The 16,632-nt window shown below is 60.3% G+C and carries 16 protein-coding genes and 1 pseudogene; 12 read left to right on the top strand and 5 right to left on the bottom strand.

The annotated features are described in order from the left end of the window. Window positions 1-41: 41 nt before the first annotated feature. From gltS to rph, 3 genes are all read right to left on the bottom strand, one after another. Window positions 42-1,247 carry a sodium/glutamate symporter gene (gene gltS / locus JFU37_RS13105; protein WP_201115684.1) on the bottom strand — a complete coding sequence of 402 codons (1,206 nt, stop codon included), beginning with the start codon at window positions 1,245-1,247 and terminating at the stop codon, window positions 42-44. 471 nt (window positions 1,248-1,718) lie between these two features. Beyond that, a complete protein-coding gene (locus JFU37_RS13100) occupies window positions 1,719-2,087 on the bottom strand; it encodes a DUF4870 domain-containing protein (RefSeq protein ID WP_201115683.1) in 369 nt (122 codons plus the stop codon). A gap of 28 nt (window positions 2,088-2,115) precedes the next feature. Next, the gene (gene rph / locus JFU37_RS13095; protein WP_201115682.1) at window positions 2,116-2,838 is read right to left on the bottom strand and encodes a ribonuclease PH; all 723 of its coding nucleotides are present in this window, start codon (window positions 2,836-2,838) and stop codon (window positions 2,116-2,118) included. A gap of 280 nt (window positions 2,839-3,118) precedes the next feature. On the opposite strand from rph, the gene JFU37_RS13090 reads away from it, so the two are divergent. From JFU37_RS13090 to JFU37_RS13065, 6 genes are all read left to right on the top strand, one after another. Then, the gene (locus JFU37_RS13090; protein WP_201115681.1) at window positions 3,119-3,982 is read left to right on the top strand and encodes a YicC/YloC family endoribonuclease; all 864 of its coding nucleotides are present in this window, start codon (window positions 3,119-3,121) and stop codon (window positions 3,980-3,982) included. A 12-nt stretch (window positions 3,983-3,994) separates the two neighbouring features. Then, window positions 3,995-4,615, top strand: a complete 621-nt coding sequence (gmk, locus tag JFU37_RS13085) for a guanylate kinase (protein ID WP_201115680.1) — start codon at window positions 3,995-3,997, stop codon at window positions 4,613-4,615. Window positions 4,616-4,781: 166 nt separating this feature from the next. Further along, complete coding sequence (gene rpoZ, locus JFU37_RS13080; RefSeq protein WP_007894670.1) at window positions 4,782-5,045, top strand: DNA-directed RNA polymerase subunit omega; 264 nt, start codon at window positions 4,782-4,784, stop codon at window positions 5,043-5,045. A gap of 57 nt (window positions 5,046-5,102) precedes the next feature. After that, window positions 5,103-7,208, top strand: coding sequence for a bifunctional GTP diphosphokinase/guanosine-3',5'-bis pyrophosphate 3'-pyrophosphohydrolase (gene spoT, locus JFU37_RS13075; RefSeq protein WP_201115679.1), 2,106 nt, complete (start codon window positions 5,103-5,105; stop codon window positions 7,206-7,208). Window positions 7,209-7,232: 24 nt separating this feature from the next. Next, on the top strand, window positions 7,233-7,613 hold the full coding sequence (locus JFU37_RS13070; RefSeq protein WP_003229509.1) for a RidA family protein: 381 nt from the start codon (window positions 7,233-7,235) through the stop codon (window positions 7,611-7,613). A 70-nt stretch (window positions 7,614-7,683) separates the two neighbouring features. Beyond that, window positions 7,684-8,424 (top strand): hypothetical protein, encoded by a 741-nt coding sequence (locus JFU37_RS13065; RefSeq protein ID WP_201115678.1) that lies wholly within the window; start codon window positions 7,684-7,686, stop codon window positions 8,422-8,424. Between the two features lie 127 nt (window positions 8,425-8,551). Here JFU37_RS13065 and JFU37_RS13060 read toward each other — a convergent pair whose 3' ends face one another. Next, a complete protein-coding gene (locus JFU37_RS13060) occupies window positions 8,552-9,409 on the bottom strand; it encodes an SDR family oxidoreductase (RefSeq protein WP_201115677.1) in 858 nt (285 codons plus the stop codon). Window positions 9,410-9,598: 189 nt separating this feature from the next. Between JFU37_RS13060 and exbB the strand changes: the two genes are divergently transcribed. The 6 genes from exbB to JFU37_RS13030 all read left to right on the top strand — a co-directional run bounded on the left by exbB (window position 9,599) and on the right by JFU37_RS13030 (window position 16,432). Then, window positions 9,599-10,570 carry a tonB-system energizer ExbB gene (gene exbB, locus JFU37_RS13055; protein ID WP_201115676.1) on the top strand — a complete coding sequence of 324 codons (972 nt, stop codon included), beginning with the start codon at window positions 9,599-9,601 and terminating at the stop codon, window positions 10,568-10,570. A gap of 6 nt (window positions 10,571-10,576) precedes the next feature. Further along, on the top strand, window positions 10,577-11,005 hold the full coding sequence (exbD, locus tag JFU37_RS13050) for a TonB system transport protein ExbD (RefSeq protein ID WP_008030611.1): 429 nt from the start codon (window positions 10,577-10,579) through the stop codon (window positions 11,003-11,005). After that, window positions 11,002-11,748, top strand: a complete 747-nt coding sequence (locus tag JFU37_RS13045; protein ID WP_201115675.1) for an energy transducer TonB family protein — start codon at window positions 11,002-11,004, stop codon at window positions 11,746-11,748. The genes exbD and JFU37_RS13045 overlap by 4 nt, the downstream gene beginning before the upstream one ends. 190 nt (window positions 11,749-11,938) lie before the next feature. Beyond that, on the top strand, window positions 11,939-12,868 hold the full coding sequence (locus JFU37_RS13040) for a hydrogen peroxide-inducible genes activator (RefSeq protein WP_201115674.1): 930 nt from the start codon (window positions 11,939-11,941) through the stop codon (window positions 12,866-12,868). Window positions 12,869-12,877: 9 nt separating this feature from the next. Continuing rightward, window positions 12,878-14,953 (top strand): ATP-dependent DNA helicase RecG, encoded by a 2,076-nt coding sequence (recG, locus tag JFU37_RS13035; RefSeq protein WP_201115673.1) that lies wholly within the window; start codon window positions 12,878-12,880, stop codon window positions 14,951-14,953. A 78-nt stretch (window positions 14,954-15,031) separates the two neighbouring features. Continuing rightward, entirely contained in the window at window positions 15,032-16,432 is a 1,401-nt protein-coding gene (locus JFU37_RS13030; protein ID WP_201115672.1) for an aminoacyl-tRNA deacylase and HDOD domain-containing protein, read from the top strand. Window positions 16,433-16,529: 97 nt separating this feature from the next. Here JFU37_RS13030 and JFU37_RS31280 read toward each other — a convergent pair. Next, window positions 16,530-16,604 (bottom strand): annotated as a pseudogene (locus JFU37_RS31280) (helicase); the annotation flags it as partial. Window positions 16,605-16,632 lie beyond the last annotated feature (28 nt).

Genomic DNA, 16,632 nt, shown 5'->3' with positions numbered 1-16,632 from the left:
GTTCACTCAGGCCTGTCAACACAGGCCCAGTGACCAGAACTTCAAACAGCGGCGAAAAACGGCAGCGCAAGGTACAACTTGATCACGACGACATTAATGATATCGATGAAGAAAGCTCCCACCATTGGCACCACCAGGAACGCTATCTGCGAAGGTCCGTAGCGTTGTGTCACCGCCTGCATGTTAGCGATGGCCGTTGGCGTTGCTCCTAGTCCAAAACCGCAGTGCCCTGCCGCCAGAACTGCCGCATCGTAGTTGCTGCCCATCATTCTGAATGTCACGAAAATCGCAAACAGTGCCATGACCAACGCTTGCGCGGCCAGGATGATAAAGATCGGTAACGCCAGTGCTGCCAGATCCCACAGCTTGAGCGACATCAGAGCGATCGCCAGAAACAGCGATAAGCTGACATTCCCCAACACGGAAACTTCACGCTCAAACACCTGATACAAGCCAAGTGCGGAAAGGCCATTGCGTAAGACCACACCCACGAACAAGACACATACGAACGTCGGCAACTCAAATGCAGTTCCGTGGAGCAGGCCATTCAAGAGGGAGCCTGCCATCAGACTGACGGCGATCAGGGCGAGCGTCTCGATAAACGAAAACGGCGTGATCGAGCGCTCTTTGTTTGGCTGCTCAAAGCCCTTCGGCAGTGGCGGCTTATCTTTCTCGCAACCGGGTGTCTGGACACGTTTGATGAGCAGGCGAGCGACCGGACCACCAATCAAACCACCCAGCACCAAGCCAAACGTAGCAGAGGCCATCGCGAGTTCGGAGGCGGAAGCCAGGCCAAACTTCTCGCTGAACGTCGCTCCCCATGCAGCGCCGGTACCGTGACCGCCAGACAACGTAATCGAGCCCGTCAACAAGCCCATCAACGGATCGAGCCCCAAGGCCTTTGCGAGGCCAATGCCCATGGCATTCTGGACCACCAGAAGCCCGATGACCGCCAGAAGAAAGATCCCTACTACGCGCCCGCCTTTCTTCAGGCTGGCAAAGTCTGCACTCAAGCCGATGGTGGCAAAAAAAGCCAACATCAAGGGAGTTTGCAGTGAGGTGTCAAATCGGACATCGATATCACCCCCCCGCAAAGCCAGAAGAAGCAGAGCCACTACCAGACCACCTGCTACAGGCTCAGGGATATTGTAACTGCGTAAAAAACCGATTCGTGTGACCAGCCCGCGCCCCAGTAACAGTACTAAAGAGGCGGCCACAAGTGTTCCATAAAAATCGAGCTGAATCATTGGGATATTCTTGGATATATATTCAGGGGCGAACTTTTTACCTGGACACGCCTCTTGAACAGGTTGATCGTCTCAACACTGATTGTTTTTTAAATTCAAGGACCGTCAATGGCCTTAATATATCGAAATATTTCTGAATAAATATTACTTGTGGCAACTTTATCAACCGACAAGTCTCAACGCCAAACATATAGGCCGTGCTGAGGCTTTGCAGTTGTGACTAAAAGTGTAAGAACGAAACGTGTGTGGGCTGGAGAGGTTAATTTAATTTCATAAAAACAAATGCCCCGAAAAGTCGGGGCATTTGTTTTAAACCGCGGGGAACTGCGTTTCACACAGCCTGATTGCTGGCGGTTTTTTTGTGCACGCTGATTTTTCAATGTGGGAGCGAGCTCGCTCGCGATGGTGTGTCAGTCAACATCAATGTAGCTGACACACCATCGCGAGCAAGCTCGCTCCTACAGCTGATCGTTATTTGATCAACCGCCAAGTGAACGGATACCGGTAAGGCAGCCCTTCATTAGCCTTCACGCCGCCGATGATCGCCAGCACCAGCGCACCGATCGCGACCAGACCGAACAGGAAGAACCCGACGATCACCACCATCAGCAACAAGCAAATGGCGGAGGCAATGGCGACAGTGATCTGAAAATTCAGCGCCTCCTTGCCCTGCGCATCGATGAACGGGTCCATCTCACGCTTCATCTGCCAGAGAATCAGCGGGCCGATCAGCGTACCGAAGGGAACCCAGATCCCCAGCAAGGCGGACAAGTGACAAAACATCGCCCACTGACGAACCTCATGGCTCGGCGTGGGAAGCGGCAGTTGCTCGTCACTCATGGCGTCCTCCTTGCGTGGAGCGGTCCAATCAGTCGGCCAGTGCAGCCTTTTGCAGTTCGAAGATCTCGGTCATGCCTTTCTTCGCCAGTTCCAGCATAGCGGTCAGCTCTTCTGGCTGGAACGGTGCACCTTCGGCAGTGCCCTGAACTTCGATGAAACCGCCCGTGCTGGTCATCACCACGTTCAGGTCGGTCTCGGCAGCCGAGTCTTCCAGGTAGTCGAGGTCGAGCACAGGCTCGCCCTGGTACATGCCGACCGAAACGGCGGCGATCATTTGTTTCAGCGGGTCGCCGCCTTTCAGGCCGCCGCGTTTCTTGATCACTTTCAAGGCATCAATCAGTGCAACCATGGCACCGGTGATGGACGCGGTGCGGGTGCCGCCATCAGCCTGGATCACGTCGCAGTCGACGTACAGGGTGACGTCGCCCAGCTTGGACATGTCCAGGGACGCGCGCAGGGAACGACCGATCAGACGCTGGATTTCCAGGGTACGGCCGCCTTGTTTGCCACGGCTCGCTTCACGCTGGTTACGCTCGCCGGTGGCGCGCGGCAGCATGCCGTATTCGGCGGTCAGCCAGCCTTGGCCCTGACCTTTCAGGAAACGCGGCACGCCGTTTTCGACGCTGACGGTGCAAATGACTTTAGTATCACCGAACTCGACCAGTACAGATCCCTCGGCGTGTTTGGTGTAGTTGCGGGTGATGCGGATCGAGCGGAGCTGATCGGCAGCGCGACCACTTGGACGTTTCATAGGGAATACCTGTACGGGGACGGAAAACTGCCGAGCATTATAGAGCCGTCAACCAAGACTGGGCACTTCTAAAAAATCCGCCCGACGATTGAAGGCCCTTGCTTGAGCTTAGAACAGCGCTTTGCCGACGGCCTGCAGCCCTTTGTCACTCCGTGTGTTTGGGCGCATCCGCCCCACTGCGCTACAATCCTGCGCCTTTACTGCCTGTCGGCTTTAATTCACAGATAGCGGGTCCGCGAAACCTTCGGTAACGCATGGACCTGCATTGCGAGGTACCTCCATGGTGCACAGCATGACCGCCTTCGCCCGCGTCGAAAAAGCCGGTGCCCAAGGCACCCTGAGCTGGGAACTGCGCTCGGTCAACAGCCGCTACCTGGAACCGCACGTGCGTTTGCCGGAGTCGTTTCGCGACCTCGAAGGCGCAGTCCGCGAAGCCCTGCGTCAGGGCATCTCCCGGGGCAAGCTCGAATGCACCCTGCGCTTCACCGAAGAAAATACCGACAAGCCACTGCAAGTGGACCGCGAGCGCGCCGCGCAATTGGTCGCCGCCGCCGAGACGATCGCCAGCCTGATCAAGAACCCGGCCGCACTCAATCCACTCGAAGTCCTGGCCTGGCCCGGCGTACTCGTGGGCGACGCCACCGACCCGCAAGCGCTGAATGCCGAAGCGCTGGCGTTGTTCAACGAAGGCCTGAAAGAGCTCAAGGCCGGCCGCGAACGCGAAGGCGCCGAGCTGGCGCGGCTGATCAACGATCGCCTGACCTCCATTGAAGAAGACGTGGTAACCCTGCGAGAGCTGGTCCCGCAGATGCTTGCGACTCAGCGCCAGAAAGTCCTCGACCGCTTCGCCGACATGAAAGCCGAGATGGACCCGCAGCGACTGGAACAGGAAATGGTCATGCTCGCTCAGAAGAGCGACGTCGCCGAAGAACTGGATCGCCTGAGCACTCACATCATCGAAGTTCGCCGGGTGCTCAAGTCCGGCGGCGCTGCCGGTCGGCGCCTGGACTTCCTGATGCAGGAACTCAACCGCGAAGCCAACACACTGGGCTCCAAAGCCTTCGACCCGCGTAGCACCCAAGCGGCGGTCAACCTCAAAGTGTTGATCGAGCAGATGCGCGAACAAGTGCAGAATATTGAGTAAGGCAAACCCGACATGACCCACAGCACCGGCACCCTGTACATCATTTCCGCCCCTTCGGGCGCGGGCAAGAGCAGCCTGGTCAAGGCCCTGACCGACGCTGATCAGGAGATCCGTGTCTCGGTCTCCCACACCACCCGTGCCATGCGCCCCGGTGAAGTGAACGGCGTGAATTATCACTTCGTCGAACGCAGCGAGTTCGTGAAGATGATCGAGCACGGGGATTTCCTCGAGCGCGCCGAAGTGTTCGGCAATCTCTACGGCACTTCGCAGAGCCACCTGCAGCAGACCCTGGACGAAGGCCATGACCTGATTCTGGAAATCGACTGGCAGGGTGCAGAGCAAGTGCGCAAGTTGATGCCCCAGGCCCGTTCGATCTTCATTCTGCCGCCGTCGCTGCAAGCCTTGCATCAGCGCCTGAACAATCGCGGCCAGGACAGCGACGAGGTCATCGATGGCCGGATGCGCGAAGCCGTCAGCGAAATGAGCCACTACGTCGACTACGACTACCTGATCATCAACGACGATTTCGCCCACGCACTGCGCGATTTGCAGGCGATTTTCCGTGCCAATCAGCTGCATCAGAAGCGTCAGCAGCAGCGCAACGGAAAACTTTTGGCTGAATTGCTCGGCTAAACAGCACTTCCCAAAAGCGCTGCAAGGGCTTTACATTGGCACTTGCAGCGCGTGAAGGGCTTGGTCAAAAAATCAGCGCTTCCCTAATCGCTGGTGATTTTTTAAACTGTTGAGTCCGCTCGCCCACCCGGGCAGCGCGCATATTGCATTCGCTCCGAGGAATACCATGGCCCGCGTAACCGTTGAAGACTGCCTGAACCACGTGGAAAACCGTTTTGAACTGGTCATGCTGTCCACCAAGCGTGCCCGTCAACTGGCCACCGGCGGCAAAGAGCCACTGGTACAGTGGGAAAACGACAAGCCTACCGTTGTAGCGCTGCGTGAAATCGCTGAAGGCCTGATGAGCTACGAGTTCATCGCCAATGCTGAAATCGTCGAAGACGAACCGCTGTTCGCAGCGTTCGAGGACGAGTCCAACGAGGCCGTCTAAGCCTATGCCTGGTCGACGTAGCACGGCGCGGGGTCACAGCGAACGGCAGGAGTCATCATGCCGAGCATAGACGCCCTCGCCGATCGCTTATCGGCCTACCTCGGCAAGGACCAGGTCAACCTGGTCCGCCGAGCGTACTTCTACGCCGAACAAGCCCACGACGGCCAGCGCCGCCGTAGCGGCGAAGCGTACGTCACGCACCCACTCGCGGTTGCGAACATTCTTGCCGACATGCACATGGACCATCAGAGCCTGATGGCTGCGATGCTGCATGACGTGATCGAAGACACCGGCATTGCCAAGGAAGCGCTGCAAGCGCAGTTCGGCGAAACCGTGGCCGAACTGGTCGACGGGGTCAGCAAACTGACCCAGATGAACTTCGAGACCAAAGCCGAAGCCCAGGCCGAAAACTTCCAGAAAATGGCCATGGCCATGGCGCGCGACATTCGCGTGATCCTGGTCAAACTGGCCGACCGCCTGCACAACATGCGCACGCTGGAGGTGCTGTCGGGCGAGAAACGCCGACGCATCGCCAAGGAAACCCTCGAAATCTATGCCCCCATTGCCAACCGGCTGGGCATGCACGCCATCCGCATAGAATTCGAAGACCTCGGCTTCAAGGCGATGCACCCGATGCGTTCCGCGCGAATCTACCAGGCGGTCAAACGCGCCCGGGGCAATCGCAAGGAAATCGTCAACAAGATCGAAGAGTCCCTCAGCCACTGCCTGGCCATCGACGAAATCCAGGGCGAAGTCAGCGGACGCCAGAAACACCTCTACGGCATCTATAAAAAAATGCGCGGCAAACGTCGGGCCTTCAACGAGATCATGGACGTGTACGCGTTCCGGATTATCGTCGACAAGGTCGACACCTGCTACCGCGTGCTGGGTGCTGTGCATAACTTATACAAACCACTGCCGGGTCGCTTCAAGGATTACATCGCGATCCCCAAGGCCAACGGCTATCAGTCGCTGCACACCACGCTGTTCGGCATGCACGGTGTTCCGATCGAGATCCAGATCCGCACCCGTGAAATGGAAGAGATGGCCAACAACGGCATCGCCGCCCATTGGCTATACAAATCCAGCGGCGACGAGCAGCCCAAAGGCACTCACGCCCGAGCCCGTCAGTGGGTCAAAGGCGTGCTGGAAATGCAGCAACGCGCCGGCAACTCGCTGGAATTCATTGAAAGCGTGAAGATCGACCTGTTCCCGGACGAGGTCTATGTGTTCACGCCCAAAGGCCGGATCATGGAGCTGCCCAAAGGCTCCACCGCGGTCGACTTTGCTTACGCGGTACACACTGACGTGGGCAATAGTTGCATTGCCTGCCGGATCAACCGACGTCTCGCACCGCTGTCCGAACCCCTGCAAAGCGGCTCCACGGTCGAGATCGTCAGCGCCCCCGGCGCACGGCCGAACCCGGCGTGGCTCAACTTCGTGGTCACCGGCAAGGCACGTACGCACATCCGCCACGCACTGAAGCTGCAACGCCGCTCCGAGTCCATCAGCCTCGGCGAACGCCTGCTGAACAAGGTCCTCAACGGCTTCAACAGCTCCCTGGAGAAGGTTGCAGCCGAGCGCGTCAAAGCGATGCTCACCGAGTATCGCCTTGAACTGATCGAAGACTTGCTCGAAGACATCGGCCTGGGCAATCGCATGGCCTATGTGGTCGCCCGCCGCCTGATCGGCGAAGGCGAACAGCTGCCAAACGCGGAAGGTCCGCTGGCCATTCGCGGCACCGAAGGCCTGGTGCTCAGCTACGCCAAGTGCTGCACGCCGATCCCGGGCGACCCGATTGTCGGCCACTTGTCGGCGGGCAAAGGCATGGTCGTGCACCTGGACAACTGCCGCAACATCAGCGAAATCCGCCACAACCCGGAAAAATGCATCCAGCTCTCGTGGGCCAAGGATGTCACCGGCGAATTCAACGTCGAACTGCGCGTCGAGCTGGAACACCAGCGCGGCCTGATCGCGCTGCTTGCCAGCAGCGTCAACGCCGCCGACGGCAATATCGAAAAAATCAGCATGGACGAGCGCGATGGTCGCATCAGCGTGGTCCAACTGGTGGTCAGTGTGCACGACCGCGTACACCTGGCCCGAGTGATCAAGAAACTGCGCGCCCTGACCGGGGTGATTCGCATCACCCGCATGCGTGCGTAACCCACCCATTACAAGGAGTCATCCATGACCAAGACTGTTATCACCAGCGACAAGGCCCCGGCTGCCATCGGTACTTACTCCCAGGCGATCAAGGCTGGCAACACCGTCTACATGTCGGGTCAAATCCCTCTGGACCCAAAAACCATGGAACTGGTTGAAGGTTTCGAAGCCCAGACCGTCCAGGTGTTCGAGAACCTCAAGGCCGTGGCTGAAGCTGCCGGTGGTTCGTTCAAGGACATCGTCAAACTGAACATCTTCCTCACCGACCTGAGCCACTTCGCCAAGGTCAACGAAATCATGGGCAAGTACTTTGACCAGCCATACCCTGCCCGCGCCGCCATCGGCGTAGCGGCCCTGCCAAAGGGTTCGCAGGTTGAAATGGATGCCATTCTGGTCATCGAGTAATGCGTCCGGCGCAACCTTCAAAGGTTGCGCCGCTGCCGTATGTATAAAAGCGTTTTGAAAGGATTTCACCATGCGCACTGCGCTAGCTCTCTCGCTGGCCGCCCTACTCTTGGGCGGATGTGCCAGCAACCCTGCCGACCGTGATATCAGTGGCACCTGGATCAATCAGGCGGCGATCGATGCTGCATCCAAAGGCGGCCCCCTGCGTGAAGCGCTCCAGGCTTACGGCCCGAACCTGGAATGGGACGTCAACACCAAGGCCGCTCAGGCCCGCTACACCAACGGCTTTGAAAACGTCGAAGGCAAGCTGCTGGGCGAAGAGTCCGGCGCCTGGAAAGTCGACTTTTATGGCAGCTCCGCCAGCGAGCTGAAGCGTGATGGCAAGCAACTGAGCCAGATCGCCAATGATAATGAACCGGCACAGGTCTTCGACCGCGCCCTGATTTCAGTGCCGGAGGGCGCACCGATTGGCGCCAGTTTCGAACGCGCGCTGTATTCCGCTTATATGGGTGGCAGCTGGACAGTCGTCAACGGTCCCGGTGAAGGCAACACCGTGCAGTTCCAGGCCGACGGCCAGGTTGCAGGTCTGCCAGGTGCGGATCGTTATGCGCTGTGTCTCGCCGGCGATTGCGCGTCAATGAGCGGTGGCAACGACAACATGTGGTTGCAACTGAACGGCCAGGGCAATACCTGGATCTTTGCGCGCAAGGGCAAGGAACTGGAGATTCTCCAGGCTGTGAACACCGCGCAGGGGGACGAGATGCCTTCGTTCACCCCGGGTGATCGCAAGTGGTTGCTCGAGAAGCAGTAAGCAACGCATTAACCATGTGGGAGCGAGCCTGCTCGCGATGAGGTCGTAACATTCAACATCATCGTTGACTGTTATGCCGCCATCGCGAGCAGGCTCGCTCCCACATTTGGTTTGCGGTGCCTGGAAGTCAGCAGCGGCCTTCGAGGATGGCGGCGTAGCCTTCGCGATAGCTCGGGTACTTTGGCACCCAGCCCAATGCTTTCACTCGAGCATTGCTGCAACGCTTGCTCCCGGTGCGCCGCACGCTCGCGTCATCGGCCCATTCCGTCACGCCCAAATAGTCGCGTAACCAGCCCACCACCTCGGCAAGCGGCGCTGGCGCATCGTCGACACCGATATAGACATCATCCAGCGCCACGCCGCGCCCATCCGCCTCCAGCAGGCACGCCATCAACCCTGCGGCATCGTCGGCATGAATGCGATTGGCATACAGCGGCGGATCGACCTCGACGCGATAACCCCGACGAACCTGAGTCAACAACCACTCGCGACCCGGCCCGTAGATACCGGTCAGCCGTACGATGCTGGCCGGGATGCCGCTGTTCAGGGCAACCTGCTCGGCTTCAACCATCAAACGTCCCGAGTAGCCCGCGGCCATCGCTGGCGAAGTCTCATCGACCCACTCGCCATCCTGCTGGCCATAAACACTGCTGCTGGAAACGAACAGCAGTCGATTGGGCACCTGACCGTAGTCGTTCAGCCAGCCCAGCACATGCTGCAAGCCCTGCACATAAGCAGCGCGATAACCGGCTTCATCGCGATCCGTGGCTGCCGCGCAATACACCAGGTAATCCACCGCACCGACTGGCCAAGTCTCCGGACAGTCTTCATTGAACAAGTCGCCAGCAACGCCAATCACTCCCTTGGGCAGGCGTGAGATGTCACGCCGTAGACCATAAACCTCCCACCCAAAAGCCAACAATTGGGTCGCCAGACGACTACCGATATCACCGCAGCCGGCGATCAAAACAGAGGGTGCGGACATTAGAAAACTCCCTTCGGAAAGACAAAGACTAGCGCCTGCAAAGGACGAGCGGCTAGCAATGGAGGAAAAAAAGAGACTCTATTACTTTTGTTAACAAGAAGTATTTGCAATAATGCCCGCCACTTTTGTTCTCGGCCTTACGAGGCCTGGAAGAACGTCAACCGTCTTTTTCTCTCAGGTCCGGCCAGCATGACACGCAATCAATTCCCCGCTTCGCCAACCAAACGACCTCGCGCCTGGAGCGCAGTGGCCGCCCTGCTGATCAGCCTCATGCTGGCGCCGATCGCCGCTTTCGCCGACGCACAAGCGCCAGCCGCTACGGCGACCGCCGCCGCGCCAGCACCCGCCAATCACGCCGCACCCGCCGAGGCTCCGGTCGCAACCGACCCGGCCCAGGCTGTCGACGCCAACGCCGAAGAGGTTCCTGAAGTCCTCGAAGCCGACAACACCTTGGGCATGGCCAATGACCTGTCGCCGTGGGGCATGTACCAGAACGCCGACATCATCGTGAAAATCGTGATGATCGGTCTGGCCATCGCCTCAATCATCACCTGGACCATCTGGATCGCCAAGGGCTTCGAGTTGATGGGCGCCAAGCGTCGTCTGCGCAGCGAAATCGCCCACCTGAAAAAAGCCACCACCCTTAAAGAAGCCAGCGCTTCGGCCGCCAAGGCTGGCACCCTCGCCAACCTGCTGGTGCACGATGCGCTGGAAGAAATGCGCCTGTCGACCAATAGCCGCGAAAAAGAAGGCATCAAGGAACGCGTCAGCTTCCGCCTTGAACGCCTGGTGGCAGCCTGCGGTCGCAACATGAGCAGCGGCACCGGGGTGCTCGCCACTATCGGCTCCACCGCGCCGTTCGTAGGTCTGTTCGGCACCGTGTGGGGCATCATGAACAGCTTCATCGGCATCGCCAAAACCCAGACCACCAACCTTGCCGTCGTGGCACCCGGCATCGCCGAAGCCCTGCTGGCCACCGCGCTGGGTCTGGTTGCCGCAATTCCAGCCGTGGTGATCTACAACGTCTTCGCCCGCTCCATCGCCGGCTACAAGGCGCAGGTGTCCGACGCTTCGGCGCAAGTCCTGTTGCTGGTCAGCCGTGACCTCGACCACACGCCGCCCGAGCGCATCTCGCAACCGCACATGGTGAAAGTGGGGTAATCGGCCATGGGCCTGCATTTGAAAGAAGGCGCAGACGACGATCTGGCCGAGAACCACGAAATCAACGTCACGCCGTTCATCGACGTGATGCTGGTGCTGTTGATCATCTTCATGGTGGCGGCCCCGCTGGCCACTGTGGACATCAAGGTCGACCTGCCCGCCTCCAGTGCCAAACCGGCACCACGGCCAGAGAAGCCGGTGTTCCTCAGCGTCAAAGCTGACCAACGCCTGTTCCTCGGCGAAGACGAAGTGAAAGCCGAAGCACTCGGCGCCACACTCGACGCCAAAACCCAGGGCAAGAAAGACACGACGATCTTTTTCCAGGCCGATAAAGGCGTGGACTACGGCGACCTGATGAGCGTGATGGACAACTTGCGCGCCGCCGGTTACCTGAAGGTAGGTCTGGTCGGACTCGAGACGGCAGTCAAGAAATGATCACGACGCGCCAAAAGCTGACGCGTTATAGCGGGAGTCTGGCCGTGGTGCTGGGTGTCCACGCGCTGGCCATTGCGCTGGCGCTGAACTGGACAGCGCGCCCACCCATCGAGCTGCCACCGCAGGCGATGATGGTCGAGTTGGCGCCCGCTCCGGCCCCGCCACCACCGGCCCCGCCGAAGGTGATAACGCCGCCACAGCCACCCGCCCCGGTGGAAGAACTGCCCATTCCGAAACTGGCTGAAGCACCGAAGGCCGAGATTGCCGTGCCAAAGCCGGTCAAACCCAAGCCGAAGCCTCAACCGCCCAAGCCGGTGGAGAAAAAACCGGAACCGCCGAAGGAAAAGCCGCCCGAGGAAAAACCGAGCGACACGCCACCGACTCAGGCACCCACGGAAAAAACCGCTCAACCGGCACCAGGGCCGTCGCCAGCGCAGCAGGCTGCCAACGCCAACTGGCAAGGCACCCTGCTCGCTCACCTGGCCAAGTACAAAAAGTACCCGGCCAGCGCACAGGCCCGGGGCAAGGAAGGGTTGAACCGTCTGCGCTTCGTGGTGGATGGCGAAGGTAACGTGTTGTCGTTCGAACTGGTGGGCCTCTCCGGCAACGCCGATCTGGACCGGGCCACCCTGGAAATGATCCGCCGCGCCCAACCGCTGCCCAAGCCACCGGCCAACATGCTGAACAACGGCTCCATCGAAATCGTTGCACCGTTTGTTTATTCGCTGGAACGTCGGCGGTAAACCACCGCTGCCCCCCTGTAGGAGCGAGCTTGCTCGCGAAGAGGGTGAACGATAACGCTTGAAGCCTGACACCCCGCGATGGTCTCAGGTTTTTCGCGAGCAAGCTCGCTCCTACACGCACTCAGTCTGATAACGTGCGTCTATCGATTGCAGCCGGTATGCTTGGCCCGCAACTTCATGGACGCTTGCTATGACTCTTACAGAATTACGCTACATCGTTACTCTCGCCCAAGAGCAGCACTTCGGCCACGCGGCCGAGCGTTGCCACGTCAGCCAGCCGACTCTGTCGGTGGGCGTGAAAAAGCTTGAAGACGAACTCGGTGTGCTGATTTTCGAGCGCAGCAAAAGCGCCGTGCGCCTGACCCCGGTCGGCGAAGGCATCGTGGCCCAGGCGCAGAAAGTCCTGGAACAGGCCCAAGGCATCCGCGAACTGGCCCAGGCCGGCAAGAACCAGCTGACCGCCCCGCTGAAAGTCGGCGCGATCTACACCGTCGGCCCGTACCTGTTCCCGCACCTGATTCCACAACTGCACCGGGTCGCCCCGCAGATGCCGTTGTACATCGAAGAAAACTTCACCCACGTCCTGCGCGACAAACTGCGCAACGGCGAACTGGACGCGATCATCATCGCCCTGCCGTTCAACGAAGCCGATGTGCTGACCCTGCCACTCTATGACGAGCCGTTCTACGTCCTGATGCCGGCCCAGCACCCGTGGACGCAAAAACAATCCATCGACGCAGCCCTGCTCAACGACAAGAGCCTGCTGCTGCTCGGCGAAGGCCATTGCTTCCGCGATCAAGTGCTGGAAGCTTGCCCGACCCTGGCCAAAGGCAACGACGGCGCCAAGCACACCACCGTGGAATCCAGCTCCCTGGAAACCATCCGTCACATGGTCGCGTCCGGCCTGGGCATTTCGATCCTGCCGCTGTCGGCGGTGGACAGCCATCACTACGCCCCTGGCGTCCTCGAAGTGCGTCCACTGACGCCGCCAGTGCCGTTCCGCACCGTGGCGATCGCCTGGCGTGCGAGCTTCCCGCGACCGAAAGCGATTGAGATTCTCGCTGACTCCATTCGCCTGTGCTCGGTGGCCAAGCCGCCGGTGCCGGTGGTTGCGGCTTAAGTTGCTGCCATGACCGAGTTGTCGCAAGTGTCGGTGACGGCGCTCAAGGGTGTCGGCGAGGCCATGGCCGAGAAATTGGCCAAAGTCGGCCTGGAGAATCTCCAGGATGTGCTGTTCCACCTGCCGTTGCGTTATCAAGACCGAACTCGCGTGGTCCCGATCGGCCACTTGCGACCTGGGCAAGACGCCGTGATCGAAGGCACCGTCAGCGGCGCCGACGTGGTCATGGGCCGTCGCCGCAGCCTCGTGGTTCGCCTTCAAGACGGCACCGGCGGGCTGAGTCTGCGCTTCTACCATTTCAGCAACGCGCAAAAAGAAGGCCTCAAACGCGGCACGCGGATTCGCTGCTACGGCGAAGCTCGGCCCGGTGCGTCGGGGCTGGAAATCTACCACCCGGAATACCGCGCCATTACCGGTGACGAGCCGCCGCCGGTGGATGAAACCCTGACCCCGGTTTATCCGCTCACCGAAGGCCTGACCCAACAGCGCTTGCGCCAACTGTGCATGCAAACCCTGACGCTGCTCGGCCCCAAAAGTCTGCCCGACTGGTTGCCGACCGAACTGGCGCGGGACTATCAACTGGCGCCGCTGGCCGATGCAATCCGCTACCTGCATCACCCGCCTGCCGATGCCGATGTCGACGAGCTGGCCCTCGGTCATCACTGGGCGCAGCACCGTTTGGCCTTCGAAGAACTGCTGACCCATCAACTGTCCCAGCAGCGCCTGCGCGAAAGCATGCGCTCCCTGCGCGCGCCGGCGATGCCCAAGGCCACCCAACTGCCGGCCAGGTACCTGGCCAATCTGGGCTTTACGCCGACCGGCGCGCAGCAACGAGTCGGCAACGAAATCTCATACGACCTCAGTCAGCACGAACCCATGCTACGACTGATTCAGGGCGATGTCGGCGCGGGTAAAACCGTGGTCGCTGCCCTCGCCGCGCTCCAGGCTTTGGAAGCGGGTTATCAGGTGGCGCTAATGGCACCCACCGAGATTCTCGCCGAACAGCACTTCATCACCTTCAAGCGCTGGCTCGAACCGCTGGGCATCGAAGTCGCGTGGCTGGCCGGCAAGCTCAAGGGCAAGAACCGCGTTGCGGCGCTGGAACAGATCGCCAGTGGTACACCCATGGTGGTCGGCACTCACGCGCTGTTCCAGGACGAAGTGCAGTTCAAGAACCTGGCGCTGGCGATCATCGACGAACAACACCGCTTCGGCGTGCAACAGCGGCTGGCGCTGCGGCAGAAAGGCGTCGGCGGGCGGATGTGTCCGCATCAACTGATCATGACGGCCACGCCAATCCCACGGACGCTGGCCATGAGCGCCTACGCCGACCTCGACACCTCGATCCTCGACGAATTGCCACCCGGCCGAACCCCGGTGAACACGGTATTGATCACCGATACCCGGCGCGTCGAAGTCATCGAACGCGTGCGCGGTGCCTGTGCAGAAGGGCGCCAGGCCTATTGGGTGTGCACGCTGATCGAAGAGTCGGAAGAGCTGACCTGCCAAGCGGCCGAAACCACCTACGAAGACCTCACCGCCGCCCTCGGCGAGCTGAAGGTCGGCTTGATCCACGGCCGCATGAAGCCCGTCGAGAAAGCCGCCGTGATGGCAGAATTCAAGGCGGGCAACTTGCAGCTGCTGGTCGCCACCACGGTGATTGAAGTCGGCGTCGACGTGCCGAATGCCAGCCTGATGATCATCGAAAACCCCGAGCGCCTCGGCCTCGCGCAACTGCACCAGTTACGCGGCCGAGTCGGTCGAGGCAGCGCCGCCAGCCATTGCGTGCTGCTTTACCATCCGCCGCTGTCACAGATCGGGCGTCAGCGGCTGGGCATCATGCGCGAAACCAACGACGGCTTTGTCATCGCTGAAAAAGACCTCGAATTGCGCGGCCCCGGCGAAATGCTCGGCACGCGCCAGACCGGTCTGCTGCAATTCAAGGTCGCCGACCTGATGCGCGACGCCGACCTGTTACCCGCCGTGCGCGACGCCGCTCAGGCGCTGCTGGAACGCTGGCCGGATCACGTCAGCCCGTTGCTCGACCGTTGGTTGCGCCATGGACAGCAATACGGCCAAGTGTGAGCACCGTCTCAGTTTCCGGGCCCTGGCTTTAAACAAGCTGGTTATACTCCTGCAATTGTTTTCGAACGGATACAGACCATGACCGAAGTTGCCTACGCACCCGCCCCCCCGCACGCTCCGTCGGTTATTCGGCTGTTGCTGGGCAAACTAGGCATCGCCTATGAAGAAGTCCTCGACCACCACGGCCTGAATGCCTCGCGCAAGGTCCAGGCGGTTCTGGTCGATGACGCTGTTGGCGCACTGATGGTGCTGTTCCCACAGAGTCAGTTGCTGGACCTCAACCGTCTCGCTGAACTCACCGGCCGCCGCCTCACCGCAGTGTCCACCGAGCGCCTGGTGAAAATGCTCGGCAAACACAACCTGAGTCTGCTGCCCGGCCTGCCGGCGCTGACCACTTCACCGTGCCTGTACGAAGAAAGCCTGCTGCGCGAACCGAAGTTGCTGATCAACTCGGGCGAGCCGGGTGTGCTGCTGGAAATCACCAGCGAAGCCTTTAAAACCATGCTGACCAAGGCCAGCGCCGCCAACTTCGGCGAAGCCCTGACCAGCATCCGCCCGAACCTCGACCGCCCCGACGATGACCGCCAGGAAATCACCCAGGCCGTTCAAGCGTTCACCGCGCGACGCATCCAGCAACGCCTGGAAGCAACCATCGAAATTCCACCGCTGGCCGAGACCGCACAGAAAATCATCAAACTGCGCGTCGACCCCAACGCCACCATTGACGACATTACCGGCGTCGTCGAAACCGACCCGGCCCTGGCGGCACAAGTCGTGAGCTGGGCTGCGTCGCCGTACTACGCCTCGCCGGGCAAGATCCGTTCAGTTGAAGACGCCATCGTGCGCGTGCTCGGTTTCGACCTGGTGATCAACCTCGCGCTGGGCCTGGCCCTGGGTAAAACCCTGAGCCTGCCCAAAGACCACCCGCAACACACCACCCCGTACTGGCAGCAATCGATCTACACCGCCGCCGTCATCGAAGGCCTGACCCGCGCCATGCCGCGCGCCCAGCGCCCGGAAGCCGGCCTGACCTACCTCGCCGGCCTGCTGCACAACTTCGGCTACTTGCTGCTGGCCCACGTGTTTCCGCCGCACTTCTCGCTGATCTGCCGCCACCTGGAGGTCAACCCGCACCTGTGCCACAGCTACGTCGAGCAACACCTGCTGGGCATCAGCCGCGAACAGATCGGCGCATGGCTGATGCGCTACTGGGACATGCCGGACGAACTGGCCACCGCGCTGCGCTTCCAGCACGACCCAAGCTACGACGGCGCGTACGCCGAGTACCCGAACCTTGTCTGCCTGTCCGTGCGCCTGCTGCGTAGCCGTGGCATCGGCTCTGGCCCGGATGAAGACATCCCGGATGCGTTGCTGGAGCGTGTTGGTTTGACGCGCGAAAAAGCCAACGACGTAGTCAGCAAAGTCCTCGAAGCTGAAGTGCTGCTGCGCGAGCTCGCCTCGCAATTTACCCCGGCCTAAAAGCATTCGTCGGATCGCCGCCCGGAGCCGGCTCGCTCCCACACAGATCACCTAAACCCTGTGGGAGCGAGCCCGCTCGCGAAGAATCCAACTCGGTCTACCCCTGAAACCAGATCACCAGCGCCGGGTTACCCTTGATCTGAATCGACTGGTCCTGAATCCCCGTGGCGAAACCCTAGGCCCATCTTAAAAGGCAATCG

The organism is Pseudomonas sp. TH41 (genome assembly GCF_016650695.1).
GTDB lineage: Bacteria > Pseudomonadota > Gammaproteobacteria > Pseudomonadales > Pseudomonadaceae > Aquipseudomonas.
This window is presented reverse-complemented; position numbering and strand designations above follow the sequence as displayed.